The sequence below is a fragment of the Shinella sumterensis genome (genome assembly GCF_004514425.2).
GTDB classification, from domain to species: Bacteria; Pseudomonadota; Alphaproteobacteria; order Rhizobiales; family Rhizobiaceae; genus Shinella; species Shinella sumterensis.
In genome coordinates, this window is the sequence record NZ_MYFN02000004.1 from 60,503 (window position 1) to 79,543 (window position 19,041).

The following is a 19,041-nucleotide window of genomic DNA, read 5'->3' on the forward strand; positions in this document are numbered from 1 at the left end:
GTCGCATGGAACGACCGAAATTGCAATTTTGCAAAATCATATTGCGCACAATCTAATTTTGCGCTATCAACAATCATCAACACAGGAAAGGAGACACCCATGCCCATTCTCTACAGGACCAAGGCTTCTGCAACCGGCGGCCGCGCCGGCCATGGCGCAACCGAAGACGGCACCGTCGATGTCACGCTGACCGTTCCCAAGGAACTCGGCGGCGATGGCGCCACCGGCGCAAACCCCGAAAAGCTTTTCGCTGTCGGCTATTCCGCCTGCTTCCTCGGCGCGCTCAAGTTCGTCGCCGGCAAGGAGAAGGTGAAGATCCCGGATGATGCCAAGGTCACCGCGACCGTGGGCATCGGCCCGCGCGAAGATGGCGGCGGCTTCGGCATCGAGGCATCGCTGGAAGTGTCCGCCCCCGGTGTCGACAAGGCCGTGCTGGAAGATCTCGTCAAGAAGGCGCATGTCGTCTGCCCTTACAGCCACGCCACCCGCGGCAACCTGGACGTCAAGACGACCGTCGTCTGATCGGGCGCCCGAATTCGAAAGGCCGTCCCTTGTCCGGGGCGGCCTTTTGCTTGTTCCCCCGGAAACAGCGCATGCGGCCGCGCCGTGAGACCTTCTGATCACCGGACGAGAACAGCTCGTCACCCCAGAGATCAGGAGAGACCCATGCGCACGTTCATCGTTTCCGCCACCATCGCCCTCGTCGCCGCCGTTTCCTTCGCCGCACCCTCGCAGGCCGGAAACTACAGCTACGGCTACAAGCCCCAGTGCTTCATCAAGAAGGTGAAGTCCTACGATTACTACGGCAATGTCGTGATCAAGAAGATCAAGGTCTGCAAGTAACCCTTGTCGTTCATGGCCTCCCCGAAGGCCCGGATGTCCCCTGCATCCGGGCTCTTTGCCGTCGATACGGTCCTGAGCCGATTGGGTCCGCGCAATCCACCTCTCCCTTGTCATTGGAAAAATATAGGCTATATTCTTTCTCATGAAAGGAGATCGCATCATGCAGCGCAAACCCGTTCTTCAGGCCAATGCCGAAGGCGTCGTGCTCACCAAGGCGGCGGTCAATGCGGCCGAGCGGCTCGGGCTGACGGCGCGCATCCTCTCGGCGGTCATCGGCGTTTCCGAGGCGACGGTCTCGCGACTCAAGCGGCAGGATGTGCTTCTCGAACGCGGCACCAAGCCCTTCGAACTCGCCGTGCTGCTCGTGCGCCTGTTCCGCTCGCTCGATGCCATCACCGGCGGCGACGAGGGGGTGGCCCGCGCCTGGATGAGCGCGGAGAACACGGCTCTCCAGGCCCGTCCCGTCGATCGTATCGTTTCCATTTCCGGCCTTGTCGATGTCCTTGCCTATCTGGACGCCCGTCGCGCTCTCGTCTGAGGCGCGGCCCTTCGCAGGCGAGGTCTGGCGGCTCATCGAGGCGCAGCACCGCGTCTCCACGCTGAAGCTCGTCGATACCCTGGACGAGCAGGCGCTGCTGGAGGACCTGCTCGAAGACAGCAAGCCCGTGCTGCCGCCCGAATGCGCCGGCCTCGATTACCTGCTTGCCACACCCTTCCGCTATGGCGCGGCCTATCCGCACGGCTCGCGGTTCCGCCGCGCCGGCCGCACGCTCGGCGTCTACTATGCCGGGCTGACGGTGGAGACGGCATTGGCCGAAATGGCCTTCTACCGGCTGCTGTTCTTTTCCGAATCCCCCGCGACGCCGCTGCCGGCCAATGCCGCCGACTACACCGCCTTTTCCGCCGCCATCGCCACCGGACAGGCGATCGATCTCACCCGCCCGCCGCTCGACCGCGATGCGGCCTCATGGACGCACCCGACCGATTACGCCGCCTGTCAGGCGCTGGCCGATGCCGCGCGGCAAGCCGGCATCGACGCCATTCTCTATCGCTCGGTGCGCGATCCCGGCGCCGGCGGCAACATGGCGTTGCTTACGGCAAAAGGCTTTGCCGCGCCGAAGCCGGTGGAGCGCCAGACCTGGCGCATCCGGCTTTCGCCGCTTGGCGTGCAGGCGCTCTGCGACCACCCGCCAAGACGCATCGGCTTTTCCCGCGAGGATTTTGCCGGCGATCCGCGCATTGCCTTACGCAAATAGCGCGGCTTCCTCGAAGAAGTCTTCCGGACCGTCCACCTCGACCAGCCGCCGCTTCTCGATGAGCCAGAAGCGGTTCGCCACCGTCCGCACGAAGGCGCGGTCGTGCGATACGAAGAGGCAGCTCGCCTGTTGGGCGGTCAGCTCCCGTTCCAGCGCTTCCTGTCCCTCGATATCGAGGTGGTTGGTCGGCTCGTCGAGCACATAGAAGTTCGGGTTGGTGAGGCGCAGCACCAGCATGCCGAGCCGGGCCTTCTGCCCGCCCGACAGCAACCCCACCGGCCGGCCCTGCATCTCCATGGAAAAGCCCGCGCCGGCCAGCAGGCTGCGCGCCCGCTGGTCGCCCACATCGAAGCGATGGATGATCGTGCCATGCGGCGTCTCGTCGTCCGACAGGTCCGAAAGCGCCTGGTCGCCATAGCCGAGCACCAGCGAGGGCGTCGGCTTGATGCCCTCCTGCGCCTCACCCTCGATGGCCGCCTTCAGCCGCCGCACCAGCCGTGTCTTGCCGGTGCCGTTGAGGCCCAGCAGCACGATCCTGTCGCCCTGGCAGATGAATTTCTTGCCGGTGCGGAAGAGAAGCGTGCCGTCGGGTGTTTCGACCGGAAAGTCCTCCAGCGTTACCAGCACCTTGGCATGGGTGCCGCGATTGGCGAGCCGGATGGCGCCGGCGGCGTTCTCCTGATGGGCGGGACGCGCCGCATCCTCGATCCGCTCCGCACGGGCCTTGAGCTGCTTGGTCTTCACCACCAGCAGGTCGCTGCCGGAGTTGACGCCGATATTGTGCAGCTTCGCCGCCTGCTGGCGCAGCTGCGCCGCCGTCTTCATGTCCTTCTCGAAGCGTCGCTCCTCGGCGGCATCCGCCTCGTCCAGCGCGGCGCGGGCGCGGGAATAGGGCAGGGCGAAGAGCTGCGAGCGCTCGGGCCTGAGGAACAGCGTGCGGTTCGTCACCGCATCGAGAAAGGCGCGGTCGTGGCTCGAAAGGATGACCGGCATGTCGCGCGGCAGGGTGGCGAGCCAGCTTTCCAGCCGGGCGATCTTTTCCAGGTCGAGATGGTTGGTGGGCTCGTCGAGCAGAAGCACGTCCGGCTCGCTCACGCGCACGCGGGCGATCAGCGCGATGCGCTGCCAGCCGCCGCTCAGCGCCGCAAGCGGACGCTCGCGCAGCTCCTGCGGCACCTCCAGTTCCTCCAGCGTGACATCCGCCCGCCAGCTTTCGCTGTCCCGCTGCTCGGCCGGCAGCGCATCGAGCACCGCCTCACGGAAGGTCAGGGCCTCAAGCCCGGGCGCGATATGCTGCTCCATATGGCCGACGGTCAGGCCACGGGCGCGGGTGATCTCGCCCGTCGTCGGCTCGAAGGCGCCGGTGATGCATTTCAGCAGCGTGGATTTGCCGCGCCCGTTTGCGGCGATGAGCCCGATGCGGTCGCCGCTGGCGACGGCAAGGTTGAGATTCGAAAAAAGCGGGACGGAAAACGTGACGCCGAGCGCACGGATATTGATGAGCGACATGAAAGTTCTCTGGTCTTCAAGGCCCCGCGGCGCGGCATCGGCCGTCGGTCACGCGGAGGCGCAAGGACATTCGATGCGGTGGACCGCATCGCCGGAAGGGCAGACCAGAAAAGAAAGTGTGTTCGTTCCGATCAGCCCTGCAAACGCATTTGCAGGGCAAAACCAGGGCCATGTGTGCGATGTGGCAGGAAGCCGACCTTCACGGCACAGCCCTCTCTTACGTGTTGCGAACGGCAGATGGGTAACATCGGCGGGACCGATTGGCAACGGGGCGGGTGGGCTCCCCCCTCTGCCCTGCCGGACATCTCCCCCACAAGGGGGGAGATTGGCTGGAAGGGCAAGGGGGGTGAGCGCCGGGCTCCGATGCAGCCCTACCGCCGCAAGCTCCCCAGGATGCCGCGCACCAGCGCGCGGCCGAGGGAGGACGCCACGGTGCGTGCCACGGATTTCATCGCCGCTTCCGCTACCGTCTCGCGCTGATAACCCGCACGGGGCTTGGCCTGCTTGGGGGCGGACGTGGCAGCGGGCTCCTCGTCGCCGAAGCCGGGCAGGGTCCAGCGGCTGCCGCCGGAGGACTGCTGGCTCGTCTGGTCGGCGTCGGCCTGCTGCTGCGCGGCGGCGGCATCGACCGCCTTCTTGGCGCGCGCCGTCAGGATTTCATAGGCCGACTCGCGGTCGAAATCCTCGTCATAGAGGCCGGCGACGGGGCTCACCTTCATGATCGCCTGGCGCTCCGCCTCCGTGACGGGGCCAAGCCGCGAGGCCGGCGGGCGGATCAAAGTGCGTTCCACCATCGAGGGCGCGCCCTTGCCCTCCAGCGTCGAGACCAGCGCCTCGCCGGTGCCGAGATTGGTGATGACCTCGGCGCAGTTGAAGTCCGGGTTGGGGCGGAATGTGTCGGCGGCGGTCTTCACCGCCTTCTGCTCGCGCGGCGTATAGGCGCGCAGCGCATGCTGCACGCGGTTGCCGAGCTGGGCGAGCACCGTCTCGGGCACGTCGAGCGGGTTCTGCGTGACGAAATAGACGCCCACGCCCTTGGAGCGGATGAGGCGCACGACCTGCTCCACCCGCTCGATCAGCACCTTCGGCGCATCGTTGAACAGGAGATGGGCCTCGTCGAAGAAGAACACCAGCTTCGGCTTGTCGGGATCGCCCACTTCCGGCAGCACCTCGAAGAGCTCGGAGAGCATCCACAAGAGGAAGGTGCCGTAGAGGCGCGGGTTCATCATCAGCTTGTCGGCGGCCAGCACCGAGATCGCGCCGCGCCCGTCATTGGTGGTGCGCATGATGTCGGAAATCTTCAGTGCCGGCTCGCCGAAGAACTGCACGGCGCCCTGCTGTTCGAGGATCAGCAGTTCGCGCTGGATCGAGCCGACCGAGGCCTTGGAGATGAAGCCGAACTGGTTGGAAAGCGTCGAGGCGTTCTCGCCCATATAGTTGAGCAGCGCCTGGAAATCCTTGAGGTCGAGCAGCGGCAGGCCGCCCTGGTCGGCGATCTTGAAGGCGATGTTGATCACGCCTTCCTGCGCATCCGTCGCGTTCATCAGGCGCGAGAGCAAAAGCGGGCCCATTTCGGAGATGGTGGTGCGGACGCGGTGGCCCTTCTCGCCGTAGAGATCCCAGAAGATCACGGGGAATTCCTGGAACTCGTAGGGCGTGAGCCCGATCTGGTCGGCGCGCTTCTGGAGAAAATCCTTCGGCTCGCCCATGGCGCCGATGCCCGAGAGGTCGCCCTTCACGTCGGCGCAGAACACCGGCACGCCGGCATTGGAAAACCCTTCCGCGAGGATCTGCAGCGTCACCGTCTTGCCCGTGCCGGTCGCGCCCGTCACGAGGCCGTGGCGGTTGCCGAACTTCAGGTCGAGATATTCGGGCTTGTTGTTGGTGTCGTCGGGCTTGCGGCTGGTGCCGATATAGAGTTTTCCGTCCTGAAGAATGGAATCCGTCACGTTGAAACTCCCTGACTGCCGGTTCCTGCCACGATTCCCGTGACGGGGCGGATCGCCGCGCCGAACGGTTTTCATTGAATCGTCTCAAGGAGGTTATAAGGATAGTCAGGCACGGGAACAACACGCTTTCACGGCCGCCGCCCGGCGGTCGAATCCGCGGCCCACCGGCTTGAGTTTGCCGGAGAACTCATTTACCTTGACGTTAACGTCAATTCCTTTGGAGGATCGTCCATGAATGAACTCGTCACTCGCGTCGCCAATGCCGTCGGCATCGAGCCCGCCCTTGCCGAAAAGGCCATCGGCATGATGCTGGGTTTCCTTCAGCGCGAGGCGGCCGATGGCCCCGTTGCGCGCATGATCGAAGCCATTCCCGGCGCCTCCGACCTCGTCGCCCAGTATAACGGCGAAGGCGAGGGCAAGGGCCTGCTCGGCGGCCTGATGAGCGCCCTCGGCGGCGGTGGCGTCATGGGTCTCGGCCAGCAGCTGATGAGCCAGGGCCTCGGCATGGGCGAAATCACCGGCCTCGCCAAGGAAACGCTCGCCGTCGCCCGCGAACACGCCGGCGCCGAGACGGTCGACGAAGTCGTCGATTCGGTCCCGGGCCTCAGCCAGTTCGTCTGATTTTTTCGATCGCCATCCCGCTTCACGGCGGGATGGCATCCTCACGCCGCAGCCTGCGCCTTCAGCCATGTGCGCAGCGGGCCGCGGGCATTGGCCTAGCAGCTACCGCTTCCGCGCCTTCATCATGAAAGCCGTGAAGATCACCAGCCCGATGCCCACCGAGAGCGGCCCGGCCTTGGGGCCGCCGGCTTCCATGATGGCGCCCGTCAGGCCCGATCCCGCCCCGCTGCCGGCCGCATAGGCGAGCGCGAAGGCAGCACTTCCGGCGACCAGCATGGCGCCGCTGTGGCGTTCGCCGAGCATGGTGAGTGCGCAGGTATAGAGCGAGAAGGTGGCCGTGCCCATCAGCGCGAAAACGGAGAGGATGGCGATCTCCGAGGTCATGGAAGGCAGGAGCAGGTAGCTCGCGGCCGCCACGGTGACGGCGGTGAGCGCGACGCGTTCGCGCGGGAAGCGGTCGAGCAGCACGCCGATGAAGGGCTGGGCGATGGCCGTGGGCAGGGCGAGCACGGTGACGCTGACGGCCGCGAAGGCCTCGCTATAGCCCATCTTCACGAAATAGACCGGCATGGCGGAGATCGCCGCGATATCGGCAAAGCCAAAGACGAAGACCATGCCGGCCAGGAGCGGCGCGGCACGGAAGAAGCGGAAGACATCGCCGGTGGAGGACGGTTCCGGCACCGTCTTCGTCGAGAACATCAGCATGGCCGTCGCGAAGGCGACGATGGCGAGATAGATCGCCGTCATGGCGAAGCCTATGCCGCTTGCGCTGCCCAGAAGCGGAATGGCGAGCGGCCCGGCGGCAAAGCCCGCGCACATGCCGGCACCATAGATGCCGGAGACGCGGCCGCGCAGGCGGTCCGGGCAGGCGGCGTTCAGCCACGCCTCGCCCAGCATGAAGATGAGGCTGGCGAAGAAACCCAGCAGGAAACGCGCGAGAAGCCAGACGGCGAAGGAGCCGGAGGCCGCGAAGGTGGCCAGGCACAGCGAGCAGCCGATGAGGCTTGCGATGATCAGCCGGTCGGCGCGCCAGCGGGCCGTCAGCGTGCCGAGCATCAGGGTGGAGGCGGCAAGGCCGCCGGCGAAGGCCAGCGCATTGACGCCGATCAGCCCCGGCGAAAAGCCGCGCGCCTCCAGCGTCAGCGAGATCAGCGGATAGGTCAGCCCCTGCGCGACGGAAAACGCGGTGACGCCGAGCACGACGGCGACGATGGCCGGCCAGTCCGGCGAAAAGACGGTTGACGACGAGGATTGCATGAGGGGCTCCCAACCGCACGCGCGGCGGCGGCTCCATCCATATCCGGCCGCCGCGCCTTTGGGAAGCCGGGGCTATTTTTCGCGGTGGAGGCTGGGATTGCCGGGTCTGAGGCAAGGCGGTTCAGCTTCCCTTCTCCCCTTGGGGGAGAAGGTGGCCCGAAGGGTCGGATGAGGGGGAGAGTGAAAGCTGAGCGGCTCCTTGCCTGCGGCATCCCCCTCATCCGCCTGCCGGCACCTTCTCCCCGCGGGGGAGAAGGGGAAACTGAACTGCCTTGCTCCTTATTCGGCGCTTGGCAGAAGCGTATCAGGCAGCCACATCCCACGCCGGGGCGAGGCCGTCCGGGCTGACGATGCGGCCGTTGGCGCGGGCGAGAGCGTGGATGCGCATCATCTCGTCCGCCGTCAGCGAAAAGTCGAAGATCCCCAGGTTTTCGGCAAGCCGCGCCTCGGTCACCGTCTTGGTGAGGGCCACCACGTCCGGCTGCTGGATCAGCCAGCGCAGCGCGACCTGTGCGGCGGACTTGCCATGGGCCGCGCCGATCTCCTTCAGCACAGGCTCGGCCGGCACCTTGCCATCAGCCATGGCGAAGTAGGCCGTGAGCGCCATGCCGTAGGTCTCTGCGGCTTCGCGCACCTTCGTCTGGTCGAGGAACGGGTGGTATTCGACCTGGTTGGTGGCGAGCGGCGCGGGGCTCAGGCGCACGGCCTCGGCCATCAGGGCGGTGTTGAAGTTGCTGATGCCGATATGCCGGGTCAGGCCGCGTTCGCGCACGGCATTGAGTTCGGCGATCTGCACGTCGAGCGGCACGGCATTGTTCGGCCAGTGCAGCAGGAGAAGATCGACATGGTCGGTCCTCAGCTTGCGCAGGCTTTCCTCCACGGAGGCGGCAAACGCCGCCTTGGCGTAGTTCGCGACCCAGACCTTGGTGGTGAGGAAGATGTTTTCGCGGGCCATGCCCGAGCGCTGGATGGCCTCGCCGACCGCCGCCTCGTTCTCGTAGATCTGGGCGGTGTCGACATGGGTGAAGCCGGCCTGCAGCGCCTTCGGCAGGATCGAGAGGACGTCGTTTTCCGGCATGCGGAAGGTGCCGAAGCCGAGCTGGGGAATGTGGGCGCCATTGGCGTTGACGGTTTTCATAAGGTCTCCTTTTTGAGGTTGGTGGACCGCCGGACCGAGAAGGATCGTCCGGCAGAGGAAGGGTTTCAGGCAAGCTCGGGGGCGGCGCCCAGCTGGCTGCGTTCGCGGCGATCGAGCGCGCCGCTCAGGACCGTCAGGCCGAGCGCGCCGGCCACGAGGATCGCGCCGACCCAGGGCGTTGCGCCAAGCCCGAGCGGCGAGGCGACGACGAGCCCGCCGATCCAGGCGCCGGCCGCGATGCCGAGATTGAAGGCGGCGATGTTGAGCGCGGAGGCGACATCGACGGCGGCGGGGCGGTGACGCCGGGCCATGTCGACCACGTAAAGCTGGAGGCCGGGCACGGTGGCGAAGGACAGGAAGCCGATGGCGGCGAGCGTGACCAGCGCCAGGACCGGGGAGGGTGCGGTCAGGGTCAGCACGGCGAGCGCCGCCGCCTGGAGCGCGAACATCACGGCAAGCGCCTTCACCGGATCGCGGTCCGCGATCTTGCCACCGACGAGATTGCCGATGGCGATGGCGACGCCGTAGAGCACCAGCACGAGGCTGACCATGTTGGCGGAAAAGCCGGTGATGTCCTGCAGCAGCGGCGACAGGAAGGTGAAGGTGACGAAGGTGCCGCCATAGCCGAGCGCCGTCATGGCGAAGACGACGAGAAGGCGACCCGAGCCGAGCACGCGCACCTGCTGCATGAGGCCGGCCGGCGTCTCGCGCTTGAGATCGGAGGGCAGCAGCAGCGCGATGGCGGCGAGCGCGACGACGCCAAGGCCGGCCACGGCCCAGAAGGTGGCGCGCCAGCCGAAGGTCTGGCCGATGAAGGTGCCGAGCGGCACGCCGGTGACGATGGCGACGGTCAGCCCCATGAACATCATGGCGATGGCCGAAGCGCGGCGGTCCGGCGCGACGAGATCGGCGGCAATGGTGGCGCCGACGGAGAAGAACACGCCGTGCGCGAAGGCCGAGAGCACGCGGCCGACAAGCAGCATCTCGTAGGTCGGCGACAGCGCGGCGAGCGCATTGCCGGCGATGAACAGCGCCATGAGGCCGACCAGCAGCGGCTTGCGGCCGAGCCTGCCGGTGAGCGCGGTCAGAACCGGCGCGCCGAAGGTGACGCCGAGCGCATAGACGGAGACGATGAGGCCGGCGAGCGGCAGGGTGATGTCGAGGTCGGAGGCGACGGTCGGCAACAGGCCGACGATCACGAACTCCGTGGTGCCGATCGCGTAGGCCGCGACGGTCAGGGCAAAGAGGGCAAGGGGCATGGAACACCTTCACGGGGTTACGGGCGCGCAGGGCTTGAGAATGGCCCCGGTCGCCGCGCGGAACGGATGGTGCGAATATGCGGCCTCGCCACTTGAATGATAATCGGCAGCAATGGATAAATAGCTGTGAAACAAATTCACAGGATGGGACCCATGGATAATCGCACCGGCGAAATGGAGGTCTTCGTCTCGGCGGCCGAGACGGGCAGCTTCTCGGCGACGGCGCGGCGCCTGAAGCTCACGCCCTCAGCGGTCAGCAAGCTGGTGACGCGCATCGAGGACCGGCTCGGCACGCGCCTTCTCGTGCGCACCACGCGCTCGCTGCTGCTGACGCCGGAAGGCGAGACCTATCTGGCGCGCGCCCGGCGCGTGCTGGCGGAAATCGACGAGATGGAGCGGCTGGTCGCGCAGGGCGCGCAGGCCAAGCCGCGCGGCCTGCTGCGCGTCAATGCGACGATCGGGTTCGGCGAGTGCTACATCATCCCGCTCGTCGGCGAATTCCTCTCGCTCTATCCGGATGTGCGGCTGGAACTGTCGCTCAGCGACGGGCTGATCGATCTCGTGGAGGAGCGCACGGATATCGCGTTCCGCACCGCACCCATGGCCGATTCATCGCTCAAGGCGCGCAAGCTCCTGGTCAGCCATCGCATCACGGTCGCCACGCCGGGTTATCTCGCCGTGCACGGCACACCGCAGGTGCCGGCCGATCTCGCGAACCACAACTGCATCACCTTCACCTTCGGGCGTGCGCCGGGCGAATGGCCGTTCCGCGATCCCGGCACGAGCGCCGTCTATCCCGTGCCGGCGCCGGGCAATGTCATGGCGGCAAGCGGCTCCGTCGCGCGGCTGCTCTGCCTGGAGGGCGTGGGCATTGCCCGCATCGGCAAGTTCCATGTCGACGGCGACATCGCCGCCGGCCGCCTTGTCGAAGTGCTGGCCGACTACAATCCCGTGCAGGAGGAGCAGGTGCACGCTGTCTATGTCGGCCACGAGCACCTCGCCGCCCGCATCCGCGCCTTCATCGATTTCCTGGCCGAGAAGATCTGAAGCCGCTTACGCCTTGACCGCGATGACGAACAGCCGCGGAAAGCGTAGCAGACGCCGTCCGTCCGCAAGCGGCGGATAGGCGGCGGCGATACGCCCTTCGTAATCGGCAAGGAAGGCTTCGTGGTGTTCGGCGGGGATATGCTCGAGATAGCGCCTGAGGCCGGTGCCCTTGACCCATTCCACGATGGCGCCGGCATCGGCCATCGGGTGATTGTAGGCGGTATGCCACACATCGACGCGCGTGGCCTTGGGCGCAAGCGCATCGAAATAAGCGGCGGGCGGGGGAAGGCGCTTGCGACGCGGCGCGCCGTCGGCAAATACGCTCTGCCAGGGACCGGCCAGCGCGCTTTCCTCCATCAGCCTGTGCGAGGGCTCGTCGAAATTGTCCGGCATCTGCACGGCAAGCACGCCGCCGGGGCGCAATCCGTCCATCAGCGTTGCCATGAGCGCCAGATGATCCGGCAGCCACTGGAACACGGCATTGGCATAGAGCAGGGCGGCGGGTGCCGGCGGACGCCATGTCGCAAGGTCGCATTCGACGAAATCCACGCCCGGCAGGCGCGCCCGGGCCGCCTTCAGCATGTCGGCCGCATTATCGACGCCCTTCACGCCCCGCCCGGGGAAGCGCTGCACCAGAAGTTCGGTGGAATTGCCCGGGCCGCAGCCGAGATCGTAGACCGTACCCGCCGGCAGATCGACCGGCACCTGGGCCAGAAGGTCGCGCGCGGGCCGCGTGCGTTCGTCTTCGAATTTCAGGTACTGTGCGGCGGACCAGGCCATGTCAGAGGCTTTCGAGCGAGGGAAGGATGAGCGCGGGGCCGAGGTCGAAATATTCGTCCGGCATGTCGGCGCGGTTGATCCAGACGGTGCGGAAGCCGAATTTCGTCGCACCCGCAATGTCCCAGCGGTTGGAGGACTGGAAGGACACGGCATCGGGGTAGAGCCGGTAACTGGTCGTGACGAGATCGTAGACCGCGGGCGCGGTCTTGTAGGTCTTCAGCGCATCGACGGAAAAGATGTCGTCGATGACGGTGTCGAGCGCGGCGTTCTTCACCGCGGACGCGAGCATGGCGGGCGAACCGTTGGAGAGAATGGCGATGTGCGCGCCCCGGCTCTTCAGCGCCTTCAGCACCGCCGGCACTTCCGGATAGCAGTCGAGCGTCCAGTAGGCATCGAGCAGCTTCGACCGCAGCGCCGGATCGACGCCGCTGACGCGCTGGAACGTGTAGTCCAGCGCCTGCTCCGTCAGCTGCCAGAAATCGGCGTAAGCGCCCATCAGCGCGCGCGTCCAGGAATATTCCAGCTGCTTGGCGCGCCACATCTCGGAAAACAGCCGGTAGTCCGGCCCCACGTCTCCCGCATGCCGCCGCACCGCCGCATGCACGTCGAACAGCGTGCCATAGGCATCGAACACATAGGCGGCATGGGACATGGCAGGCGATTCCCCCGGTTTTCCTCGCTCGCGATTGGCGGTGATTGGCGAGGGAATGTCAATTGCACCGCGGGAGACGCGCTTCCTTGCATTCAGGGGGAGGCGGAAGCGATCGTCTTCAGCACGTCGATGAAGGCGCTGGTGCGCACACCCGACGGGTTCTGCTTGAGATCGATGGTCTGCGCCACGACGAGCCGCTTCGACGGCACGACGGCGATGATCTGCCCGCCGTAACCGGACGCGTAGAAGGCATGCGGTCCCCAGGTATCCCCGGGGAGCGTCCACCACATATAGCCATAGCCCTGCCGCATCCGTTTCGCCTGCGAATAGGCCGTCGTCGATTCCCGGACCCATGCCCGCGGAACGATCTGCTTGCCGCCCCACATGCCGTCGTCAAGGAAAAGCTGGCCGAAACGCGCGGCGTCCCGCGCGCTGAGCCGAAACGGATAGGCCGGGTGCTCGGACACTTTCTCCAGCACATAACGGCCGTCCCGAAGCGAGAAATCCTCCATGCCGATCGGTCGGGCAATCCGGTTCTGGAAGCTCGCGAAGATGTCTTCCCCGGTTCGCTGCCGGTAGATCGTGCCAAGCGTGTTGAAATCCCAGTTGTTGTAGAACCAGAAAGACCCCGGCGGATGGCTGCCGCGCTCCGGCCGCCGGCGCTTGATCGCCGCCGTCTCATGGGCGGCTTTATGATAGATGCCCGATCGCGCCATCAGCAGATCGCGCACCGTCGCCGTTTTCTCCTCTTCTGTGAGGCGGGGCGCGGTGTCGTCGATGCCGAGTTCGGCAAGCGTGCTCGACAGGTCGATGCGGCCATCGGCGACGGCAATGCCATAGAGCGCGCTGAGCAGGCTTTTGCGCACGGACGCCATGTTGACCTTGCGCGACGTGTCGCCCCACCGGGCAACGACCCGTCCGTCGTGAACGATCATCAACGCGGTGGGCTTCAGTTTCTCCGCCTGCAGGCGCGCGGCCGCAAGCCGTTCCACGGACCAGCCGGCAGCGGCCGGATCGACGTCCTCCCACGCCTGGGCGCGGGCTTGCCCCGAGATGAGAACGCTCACGAAAAGCAGGCATGCGACATAGCGAGCGAACATGGCCCCTCCCGTTTTCAACAGGCTGACCATCCAATCATGGCGGCTTTCCGGCTACTGACGCGACTGCCGGCACGCGCGGGATTTTTTCCGTGAGCAGGCGGTTCTTCAGGCCCGCCGCAGGGCGGCCATGTCGCCGCTGCTCAGTGCCGGCAGGTTGGCTTCGATCCTGTCGAGCGGCCAGTCCCACCAGGCGAGGCCAAGCAGCTCGTCGATGACGTCGTTCGAATAGCGCATCCGGATGACGGATGCCGGATTTCCGCCGACAACGGCGTAAGGCGGAACATCCCGGGTAACGACCGAGGCGGCAGCGACGATCGCGCCCGAACCGATATGGACGCCGGGCATGATGGCCGCATTCTGGCCGATCCAGACATCGTGGTCCACGATCGTATCTTTGACAGGCAGGTCCTTGTAGCCGAAGGTCTCCGGCTTGAAGATGCGAAACGGATAGGTGGTGAAGCCGGCCATCGGATGGTTGGCGGAACTCGTGATGAAATAGCTTCCGCGCGCGATCTGAACGAACTTGCCGATCACCAGCCTCTCGCGACATGCGTGCCCGAGATAGGGCGCCAGGATCAAGGCCGTGTCTTCGCGCCTGCCGGAATGCGTGTAATAGCTGAAGTCGCCGATCTCCATGCGCGGATGATCGATGACGTTCTTCAGGTAAACCGTGTCCCGATAGACGGTCCCGTCGGGCAGGGTGATGGGATGGATTGCGTCCGCATTAAGGAGCAACATCAAGGCCCTTTTCGAGGGGATCGACAATATTCCTGCTATACCGCCAAATCCAGGCTGCCGCCCTGAGGATTTCCATAAGAGGTTTGGAGCAAGTCCAAAAATTCCGAATTGGCTCAATCCAGCCGCAGCAGCGTTCGGCCTAAAGACGACGCTAGCCTTATTGCTCGCCTTGAAAGGCTACTTCCAAAACCGGTCGAGAAGGAAAATCAGAGCAAATGCGGAATATGAGAGGCCGATACTGCAAAAAAGCGCTATCCGCAGCCGCTTGAAGCGACTTTCAACAAGGAAGGCGTTGAAGCGAGAGAATTGCAAAGCGTTGCGCTCCCCCCGGGACAGACTCTTTTCTTTCGAGCCTGTTAAAAGCGAACTGGTGCGGGAGAGGAGGAGCATGATGACGATAATCATGCTCACGACGCCAAGAAAAAAGAGTGGCATCAAAAGGTATAATATAATTTGCGAAGCGACCGTTTGCTCTTCCAAATGCATGTGAATGCCACCTGAATGGGTAAATATCTTATCTCTACCGCTTCTGGATTAATATGAAATGAGCGAGCGCTTGTCTCCTGTCGGCGCACGTTGCCCGCCCCGACCGCGTTCAACAGCATCCGTCATCGTACAGCCGTGAGGCTTGGCCCTTCGCCGGGTCTCCTCTCGAAGTAGCCCCTCCGGGCACGCGATGGCGGGTGCGGCAGGCAAATATTATTCCCTCAGAACCGCGTGATCACGCTGATGCCGAGATCGGTGGCCTTGTCCATGGCCATCAGCGCCGGCACGGCCTCGTCGAGGCTGATATGGCGGCCGATCAGGTTTTGCGGGGCAAGCTTGCCGCTTTCGATCATGGCGAGCATGGCGTCGTAGCGCCAGGCCTGCATGCCGTGGCTGCCGTAGATTTCCAGCTCGTGGCCGATGACCTGCGCCATCGGGATCTGCGGCGCGGCATGGTCTGCCAGCATCAGCCCGACCTGCACATGGCGGCCGCGCCGGCGCAGGTTCTTGATGGAGTTGAAGCAGGTGACGGGCGAGCCGAGCGCATCGACGGAGGCATGTGCGCCGCCCCCCGTGATATCGCGCACGGCCTCCGCGACATCGACCACCTCCCTGGCGTTGATGGTGGCGACGGCACCCATCTTGCGGGCGAATTCGAGCTTCTCGTCGGAAATGTCGATGGCGACGGGGTTTGCGCCGAGGGCCGCCGCGATCATGATCGCCGACAGGCCGACGCCGCCGCAGCCATGCACCGCCACCCATTCGCCGCCCTTCACCCGTGCCTGGTCCACCACGGCGCGGAAGGAGGTGGCGAAGCGGCAGCCGAGGCTGGCGGCCGTCGCATAGTCGATCGCCTCGGGCAGGTGCACGAGGTTCTGGTCGGCGTAGTCGATCGCAACATATTCGGCAAACGAGCCCCAATGGGTGAAGCCCGGCTGGAACTGCTCCTCGCAGACCTGCTGGTTGCCCGAGCGGCATTCGCCGCAATGGCCGCAGCCGGAGACGAACGGCACCGTCACGCGCTGGCCTTCGCGGAAGCGGCGCACACCCTTGCCGACCGCCACGACCTTTCCGGCAAGTTCATGGCCCGGCACATGCGGCAGCCTGATATCAGGGTCGTGGCCCATCCAGCCATGCCAGTCGCTGCGGCACAGGCCCGTCGCCTCCACCTTGATCACCACGCCGCCCTCCGTTGGCGTCGGGTCCGGCAGGGTGCGGACGTCGGGCGTGGCTTCGAAGGCTTCGAAATACATGGCGCGCATGGCTGTCTCCTTTTGCCCTCTATCGCATGCGCTCCGCGGCCTCTCAATCGCGCCACCCATGATAAGACCTGATGCACCTATTCAACATCTTGAATGGACAAGCGGCCTGCACTGTCAGAAGTCAGTCGGGCTTGACCGGCCCGGCCGGTCCGGCCTTGATGGGCGAAAAGGAGTTTTCAAAATGCCAGTCGATACCTCACCGCGCTCGACGACCTGGACCTTCGTGGACGGCGAATGGATTTCGGGCAACCCGCCGCTCATCGGCCCCACCTCGCATGCCATGTGGCTCGGCTCGACCGTGTTCGACGGCGCACGCTGGTTCGACGGCATCGCGCCGGATCTCGACCTGCATTGCCAGCGCGTCAACCGCTCGGCGCAGGCGCTGGGCCTCAAGGCGACCGTGTCGGCCGAGGAGATCGAGGCGCTGTCGTGGGAAGGCGTGAAGCGGTTCGACGGCAGGACGGCCATCTACATCAAGCCGATGTACTGGGCCGAGCACGGTTCGTTCAGCGTCGTGGCGCCCGACGCGGAATCGACCCGCTTCGCGCTCTGCCTGTTCGAGGCGCCGATGGGCGATCCGAAGGCGGCCTCGTCGCTCACGGTCTCGCCCTTCCGCCGCCCGACGCTGGAATGCATGCCGACGGATGCCAAGGCCGGCTGCCTTTACCCGAACAATGCCCGCATGCTGGTGGAGGCCCGCAAGCGCGGCTTCGACAATGCGCTGGTGCGCGACATGCTGGGCAATGTCGCCGAGACCGCATCGTCCAACATCTTCATGGTGCGCGACGGCGTCGTCTTCACGCCGGCCTCCAACCGCACCTTCCTCGCCGGCATCACGCGCTCGCGCGTCATCGGCCTGCTGCGGGAAGCGGGTTTCGACGTGATCGAGAGCGCGCTGACGCTCGCCGATTTCCAGGCCGCCGACGAGATCTTCACCTCCGGCAACTATTCCAAGGTCGTGCCCGTCACGCGCCTCGATGACCGCGACCTCCAGCCCGGCTCCATCACCGCCAAGGCCCGCGACCTCTATTTCGACTGGGCGCATTCCAACGGCGATGCCTGAACGACGAGAGCCGGTCGAAAGACCGGCTCTGCTGCATGCGGATGTCTGTCGGGCGTCACTCCTGCCCGGCCGGGTCCTGCGTGGTGTTGTCGCCGGTTTCGGCCTTCTTCTCGGCCGCTGCGGCGCGCTCGCTTTCGCGCACCACATGCAGGAAGTCCGCGGTGATCGGCGGCGACATCTCGACCGTCTTCTTCTGCTTGTCGTAGATGCAGACATAGGTGATCTGGCTCTTGGCCTCCGGCGACAGGCCCTCGATTGCCGCGATGCCGTAGGATTCCGTGCCGGTCGGCTCCACGAAGACCGTCGGCGTTCCGAGCGCTTCCGGCAGGCTCGCCAGGCAGCTTTTCTCCACATCCGCGCGGAATTCCTCCCAGGCCTCGGGCGAGGAGGCGTGCGCCAGCGGGGCGGTGAGGGAAAGGGCGATCAGGGCAAGGGGAAGGGCGCGCATGGCAGGCTCCGTGTTGCGGTGAGGGGCGAAATGTCCCGAATCGGAATTCGTTCCGCTTCATCATTGATCTGACAGGCAAAAACGAAAGGATTTTGTCGAAGGTCGGGAAAATTTGGGAACCGGGCGGGTTGCCTCTTCCGGTTGCCGCTCCTATGTTCCGCTCACGGATTTCCTTGAAAAATTCCGTCGCCAAGAGGAGACATCACCATGGCTTTCGAACTTCCGCCGCTTCCCTACGATTACGATGCGCTTGCGCCCTTCATGTCGCGCGAAACGCTCGAATATCACCACGACAAGCACCACAAGGCCTATGTCGACAACGGCAACAAGCTGGCGGAAGAAGCCGGCCTCGCCGACCTCTCGCTGGAAGAGATCGTCAAGAAGTCCTACGGCACCAACCAGGGCCTCTTCAACAATGCCGGCCAGCACTACAACCACGTCCATTTCTGGAAGTGGCTGAAGAAGGACGGCGGCGGCAAGAGCCTGCCGGGCGCCCTGCAGAAGGCCATCGACAGCGATCTCGGCGGCTATGACAAGTTCAAGGCCGACTTCATCGCCGCCGGCACCACGCAGTTCGGCTCGGGCTGGGCCTGGCTCTCCGTCAAGGACGGCAAGCTCGCCATCTCCAAGACCCCGAACGGCGAAAACCCGCTGGTCCACGGCGCAGAGCCGATCCTCGGCGTCGACGTATGGGAACACTCCTACTACATCGACTACCGCAACGCCCGCCCGAAGTACCTCGAAGCCTTCGTCGACAGCCTGATCAACTGGGACTACGTCCTGGAGCGCTACGAAGCCGCCACGAAGTAATTTTCGCGCACAGTGGAATTTCGGAAACCCCGGTCGGAAACGACCGGGGTTTTTGTTGTCCTGTGTTCGTCCTGCGCGTCATTCATACGGCGCGGGACTGGCCGTCCGGCGAATGGCCGGACTAAGTGGACGTCTTCTGGCCCTCCGCCCACCCGGCGATCCACAATTGCCTGAGCCCATCCCCTTCGCTGCGGAAATACGCCCCGGTCCTCTCGCAGGCCTCCACCCGGTCGGCGCGGAAGTTGCGGATGGCCTGGCGCAGTTCGCACCAGGCGACAATGTTGGCCGTCTCCGAATAGTAGATGAGGGCGATGGGGCGGATGGTGCGCTCTGTGGCGCGGGCATATTCATCGCGGTAATCGATCAGCAATTTCTCTTCGTCACGGATGGCCCGGCGCACGGTGGCGAGGTCGATGCCCTCGGGCTGGCGCGGCACGCTGCCCCAGGCATGCAGCGCGCGGGCCGAGAGCGTGTGGCGCAGCGGCGGTGGCACGGCGCCGGCAATCTTGTCGGCGACGCGGCCGGCGGCGACTTTCAGCTCCGTGTCGCCGGTGCGCTCCAGCAGCGCCAGCGCCAGCACGATCGCCTCCGTCTCCTCGATGGAAAACATCAGCGGCGGCAGGTCGAAGCCGGGGCGCAGGATGTAGCCGATGCCGCGCTCGCCCTCGACGGGCACGCGCATCGCCTGAAGGGCTGCGATGTCGCGATAGATCGAGCGCACCGTCACCTCCAGCCGGGCGGCGATCTCGGCGGCGGTAACGGGCAAGCGGGCGAGCCGCAATATCTGGATGATCTCGAACAGCCGCGAGGCCTTGCGCATCGG

At 65.3% G+C, this 19,041-nt stretch carries 21 protein-coding genes; 8 read left to right on the top strand and 13 right to left on the bottom strand.

The features are described from left to right. Positions 1-99 precede the first annotated feature (99 nt). The 4 genes from B5M41_RS09220 to B5M41_RS09235 all read left to right on the top strand — a co-directional run bounded on the left by B5M41_RS09220 (position 100) and on the right by B5M41_RS09235 (position 2,099). Positions 100-522: an organic hydroperoxide resistance protein gene (locus B5M41_RS09220; protein WP_134647698.1), complete on the top strand. Its 423-nt coding sequence runs from the start codon at positions 100-102 to the stop codon at positions 520-522. 144 nt (positions 523-666) lie between these two features. After that, the gene (locus tag B5M41_RS09225; protein ID WP_160870848.1) at positions 667-843 is read left to right on the top strand and encodes a hypothetical protein; all 177 of its coding nucleotides are present in this window, start codon (positions 667-669) and stop codon (positions 841-843) included. 160 nt (positions 844-1,003) lie between these two features. After that, entirely contained in the window at positions 1,004-1,381 is a 378-nt protein-coding gene (locus B5M41_RS09230; protein WP_134647696.1) for an MbcA/ParS/Xre antitoxin family protein, read from the top strand. Continuing rightward, the gene (locus B5M41_RS09235) at positions 1,341-2,099 is read left to right on the top strand and encodes an RES family NAD+ phosphorylase (RefSeq protein WP_134647694.1); all 759 of its coding nucleotides are present in this window, start codon (positions 1,341-1,343) and stop codon (positions 2,097-2,099) included. The genes B5M41_RS09230 and B5M41_RS09235 overlap by 41 nt, the downstream gene beginning before the upstream one ends. On the opposite strand, the gene B5M41_RS09240 is transcribed toward B5M41_RS09235, so the two are convergent. Both B5M41_RS09240 and B5M41_RS09245 read right to left on the bottom strand, forming a co-directional pair. Beyond that, positions 2,088-3,608 carry an ABC-F family ATP-binding cassette domain-containing protein gene (locus B5M41_RS09240; RefSeq protein ID WP_134647692.1) on the bottom strand — a complete coding sequence of 507 codons (1,521 nt, stop codon included), beginning with the start codon at positions 3,606-3,608 and terminating at the stop codon, positions 2,088-2,090. The two genes, B5M41_RS09235 and B5M41_RS09240, sit on opposite strands and share 12 nt — an antisense overlap. A 371-nt stretch (positions 3,609-3,979) precedes the next feature. Next, entirely contained in the window at positions 3,980-5,545 is a 1,566-nt protein-coding gene (locus B5M41_RS09245; protein WP_134647778.1) for a helicase HerA-like C-terminal domain-containing protein, read from the bottom strand. Positions 5,546-5,788: 243 nt separating this feature from the next. Here B5M41_RS09245 and B5M41_RS09250 point away from each other — a divergent pair, with 243 nt between their 5' ends. Then, positions 5,789-6,178 carry a hypothetical protein gene (locus B5M41_RS09250; protein ID WP_134647690.1) on the top strand — a complete coding sequence of 130 codons (390 nt, stop codon included), beginning with the start codon at positions 5,789-5,791 and terminating at the stop codon, positions 6,176-6,178. Between the two features lie 102 nt (positions 6,179-6,280). Here the strand turns inward: B5M41_RS09250 and B5M41_RS09255 are convergent, their stop codons facing one another. The 3 genes from B5M41_RS09255 to B5M41_RS09265 form a co-directional block, all read right to left on the bottom strand. After that, positions 6,281-7,435, bottom strand: coding sequence for an MFS transporter (locus B5M41_RS09255; protein ID WP_134647688.1), 1,155 nt, complete (start codon positions 7,433-7,435; stop codon positions 6,281-6,283). A 304-nt stretch (positions 7,436-7,739) separates the two neighbouring features. Next, a complete protein-coding gene (locus B5M41_RS09260; protein WP_134647686.1) occupies positions 7,740-8,573 on the bottom strand; it encodes an aldo/keto reductase in 834 nt (277 codons plus the stop codon). Positions 8,574-8,638: 65 nt separating this feature from the next. Continuing rightward, positions 8,639-9,832 carry an MFS transporter gene (locus B5M41_RS09265; RefSeq protein WP_134647684.1) on the bottom strand — a complete coding sequence of 398 codons (1,194 nt, stop codon included), beginning with the start codon at positions 9,830-9,832 and terminating at the stop codon, positions 8,639-8,641. A 153-nt stretch (positions 9,833-9,985) separates the two neighbouring features. Between B5M41_RS09265 and B5M41_RS09270 the strand changes: the two genes are divergently transcribed. Further along, on the top strand, positions 9,986-10,879 hold the full coding sequence (locus tag B5M41_RS09270) for a LysR family transcriptional regulator (RefSeq protein WP_134647682.1): 894 nt from the start codon (positions 9,986-9,988) through the stop codon (positions 10,877-10,879). A 6-nt stretch (positions 10,880-10,885) separates the two neighbouring features. On the opposite strand, the gene tam is transcribed toward B5M41_RS09270, so the two are convergent. From tam to B5M41_RS09300, 6 genes are all read right to left on the bottom strand, one after another. After that, entirely contained in the window at positions 10,886-11,659 is a 774-nt protein-coding gene (gene tam / locus B5M41_RS09275; RefSeq protein ID WP_134647680.1) for a trans-aconitate 2-methyltransferase, read from the bottom strand. Position 11,660: 1 nt separating this feature from the next. Next, on the bottom strand, positions 11,661-12,311 hold the full coding sequence (locus B5M41_RS09280) for a haloacid dehalogenase type II (RefSeq protein ID WP_134647678.1): 651 nt from the start codon (positions 12,309-12,311) through the stop codon (positions 11,661-11,663). Between the two features lie 92 nt (positions 12,312-12,403). Further along, on the bottom strand, positions 12,404-13,411 hold the full coding sequence (locus B5M41_RS09285) for a serine hydrolase domain-containing protein (RefSeq protein WP_134647676.1): 1,008 nt from the start codon (positions 13,409-13,411) through the stop codon (positions 12,404-12,406). Between the two features lie 105 nt (positions 13,412-13,516). Continuing rightward, complete coding sequence (locus tag B5M41_RS09290; RefSeq protein ID WP_134647674.1) at positions 13,517-14,149, bottom strand: CatB-related O-acetyltransferase; 633 nt, start codon at positions 14,147-14,149, stop codon at positions 13,517-13,519. Between the two features lie 177 nt (positions 14,150-14,326). Next, a complete protein-coding gene (locus tag B5M41_RS09295) occupies positions 14,327-14,635 on the bottom strand; it encodes a hypothetical protein (RefSeq protein WP_134647672.1) in 309 nt (102 codons plus the stop codon). A gap of 221 nt (positions 14,636-14,856) precedes the next feature. After that, positions 14,857-15,897, bottom strand: a complete 1,041-nt coding sequence (locus tag B5M41_RS09300) for a zinc-dependent alcohol dehydrogenase family protein (protein WP_134647670.1) — start codon at positions 15,895-15,897, stop codon at positions 14,857-14,859. A 181-nt stretch (positions 15,898-16,078) separates the two neighbouring features. On the opposite strand from B5M41_RS09300, the gene B5M41_RS09305 reads away from it, so the two are divergent. Then, entirely contained in the window at positions 16,079-16,960 is an 882-nt protein-coding gene (locus tag B5M41_RS09305; RefSeq protein ID WP_134647668.1) for a branched-chain amino acid aminotransferase, read from the top strand. A gap of 55 nt (positions 16,961-17,015) precedes the next feature. Here the strand turns inward: B5M41_RS09305 and B5M41_RS09310 are convergent, their stop codons facing one another. After that, positions 17,016-17,408 carry a hypothetical protein gene (locus B5M41_RS09310; protein WP_209020858.1) on the bottom strand — a complete coding sequence of 131 codons (393 nt, stop codon included), beginning with the start codon at positions 17,406-17,408 and terminating at the stop codon, positions 17,016-17,018. Positions 17,409-17,615: 207 nt separating this feature from the next. Between B5M41_RS09310 and B5M41_RS09315 the strand changes: the two genes are divergently transcribed. Continuing rightward, positions 17,616-18,218, top strand: a complete 603-nt coding sequence (locus tag B5M41_RS09315) for a superoxide dismutase (protein ID WP_134647666.1) — start codon at positions 17,616-17,618, stop codon at positions 18,216-18,218. Positions 18,219-18,339: 121 nt separating this feature from the next. On the opposite strand, the gene B5M41_RS09320 is transcribed toward B5M41_RS09315, so the two are convergent. Then, the gene (locus B5M41_RS09320) at positions 18,340-19,038 is read right to left on the bottom strand and encodes a helix-turn-helix transcriptional regulator (protein WP_134647664.1); all 699 of its coding nucleotides are present in this window, start codon (positions 19,036-19,038) and stop codon (positions 18,340-18,342) included. Positions 19,039-19,041: the final 3 nt, after the last annotated feature.

Bases quoted from the DNA above. Each gene is read 5' to 3' on its own strand.
- B5M41_RS09310 (WP_209020858.1), bottom strand. From the start codon at position 17,408: ATGCGCGCCCTTCCCCTTGCCCTGATCGCCCTTTCCCTCACCGCCCCG.
- B5M41_RS09240 (WP_134647692.1), bottom strand. From the start codon at position 3,608: ATGTCGCTCATCAATATCCGTGCGCTCGGCGTCACGTTTTCCGTCCCG.
- B5M41_RS09305 (WP_134647668.1), top strand. From the start codon at position 16,079: ATGCCAGTCGATACCTCACCGCGCTCGACGACCTGGACCTTCGTGGAC.
- B5M41_RS09230 (WP_134647696.1), top strand. From the start codon at position 1,004: ATGCAGCGCAAACCCGTTCTTCAGGCCAATGCCGAAGGCGTCGTGCTC.
- B5M41_RS09235 (WP_134647694.1), top strand. From the start codon at position 1,341: ATGTCCTTGCCTATCTGGACGCCCGTCGCGCTCTCGTCTGAGGCGCGG.
- B5M41_RS09260 (WP_134647686.1), bottom strand. From the start codon at position 8,573: ATGAAAACCGTCAACGCCAATGGCGCCCACATTCCCCAGCTCGGCTTC.
- B5M41_RS09250 (WP_134647690.1), top strand. From the start codon at position 5,789: ATGAATGAACTCGTCACTCGCGTCGCCAATGCCGTCGGCATCGAGCCC.
- B5M41_RS09320 (WP_134647664.1), bottom strand. From the start codon at position 19,038: ATGCGCAAGGCCTCGCGGCTGTTCGAGATCATCCAGATATTGCGGCTC.
- tam (WP_134647680.1), bottom strand. From the start codon at position 11,659: ATGGCCTGGTCCGCCGCACAGTACCTGAAATTCGAAGACGAACGCACG.
- B5M41_RS09225 (WP_160870848.1), top strand. From the start codon at position 667: ATGCGCACGTTCATCGTTTCCGCCACCATCGCCCTCGTCGCCGCCGTT.
- B5M41_RS09300 (WP_134647670.1), bottom strand. From the start codon at position 15,897: ATGCGCGCCATGTATTTCGAAGCCTTCGAAGCCACGCCCGACGTCCGC.
- B5M41_RS09280 (WP_134647678.1), bottom strand. From the start codon at position 12,311: ATGTCCCATGCCGCCTATGTGTTCGATGCCTATGGCACGCTGTTCGAC.
- B5M41_RS09220 (WP_134647698.1), top strand. From the start codon at position 100: ATGCCCATTCTCTACAGGACCAAGGCTTCTGCAACCGGCGGCCGCGCC.
- B5M41_RS09285 (WP_134647676.1), bottom strand. From the start codon at position 13,411: ATGTTCGCTCGCTATGTCGCATGCCTGCTTTTCGTGAGCGTTCTCATC.
- B5M41_RS09315 (WP_134647666.1), top strand. From the start codon at position 17,616: ATGGCTTTCGAACTTCCGCCGCTTCCCTACGATTACGATGCGCTTGCG.
- B5M41_RS09295 (WP_134647672.1), bottom strand. From the start codon at position 14,635: ATGCATTTGGAAGAGCAAACGGTCGCTTCGCAAATTATATTATACCTT.
- B5M41_RS09265 (WP_134647684.1), bottom strand. From the start codon at position 9,832: ATGCCCCTTGCCCTCTTTGCCCTGACCGTCGCGGCCTACGCGATCGGC.
- B5M41_RS09290 (WP_134647674.1), bottom strand. From the start codon at position 14,149: ATGTTGCTCCTTAATGCGGACGCAATCCATCCCATCACCCTGCCCGAC.
- B5M41_RS09270 (WP_134647682.1), top strand. From the start codon at position 9,986: ATGGATAATCGCACCGGCGAAATGGAGGTCTTCGTCTCGGCGGCCGAG.
- B5M41_RS09255 (WP_134647688.1), bottom strand. From the start codon at position 7,435: ATGCAATCCTCGTCGTCAACCGTCTTTTCGCCGGACTGGCCGGCCATC.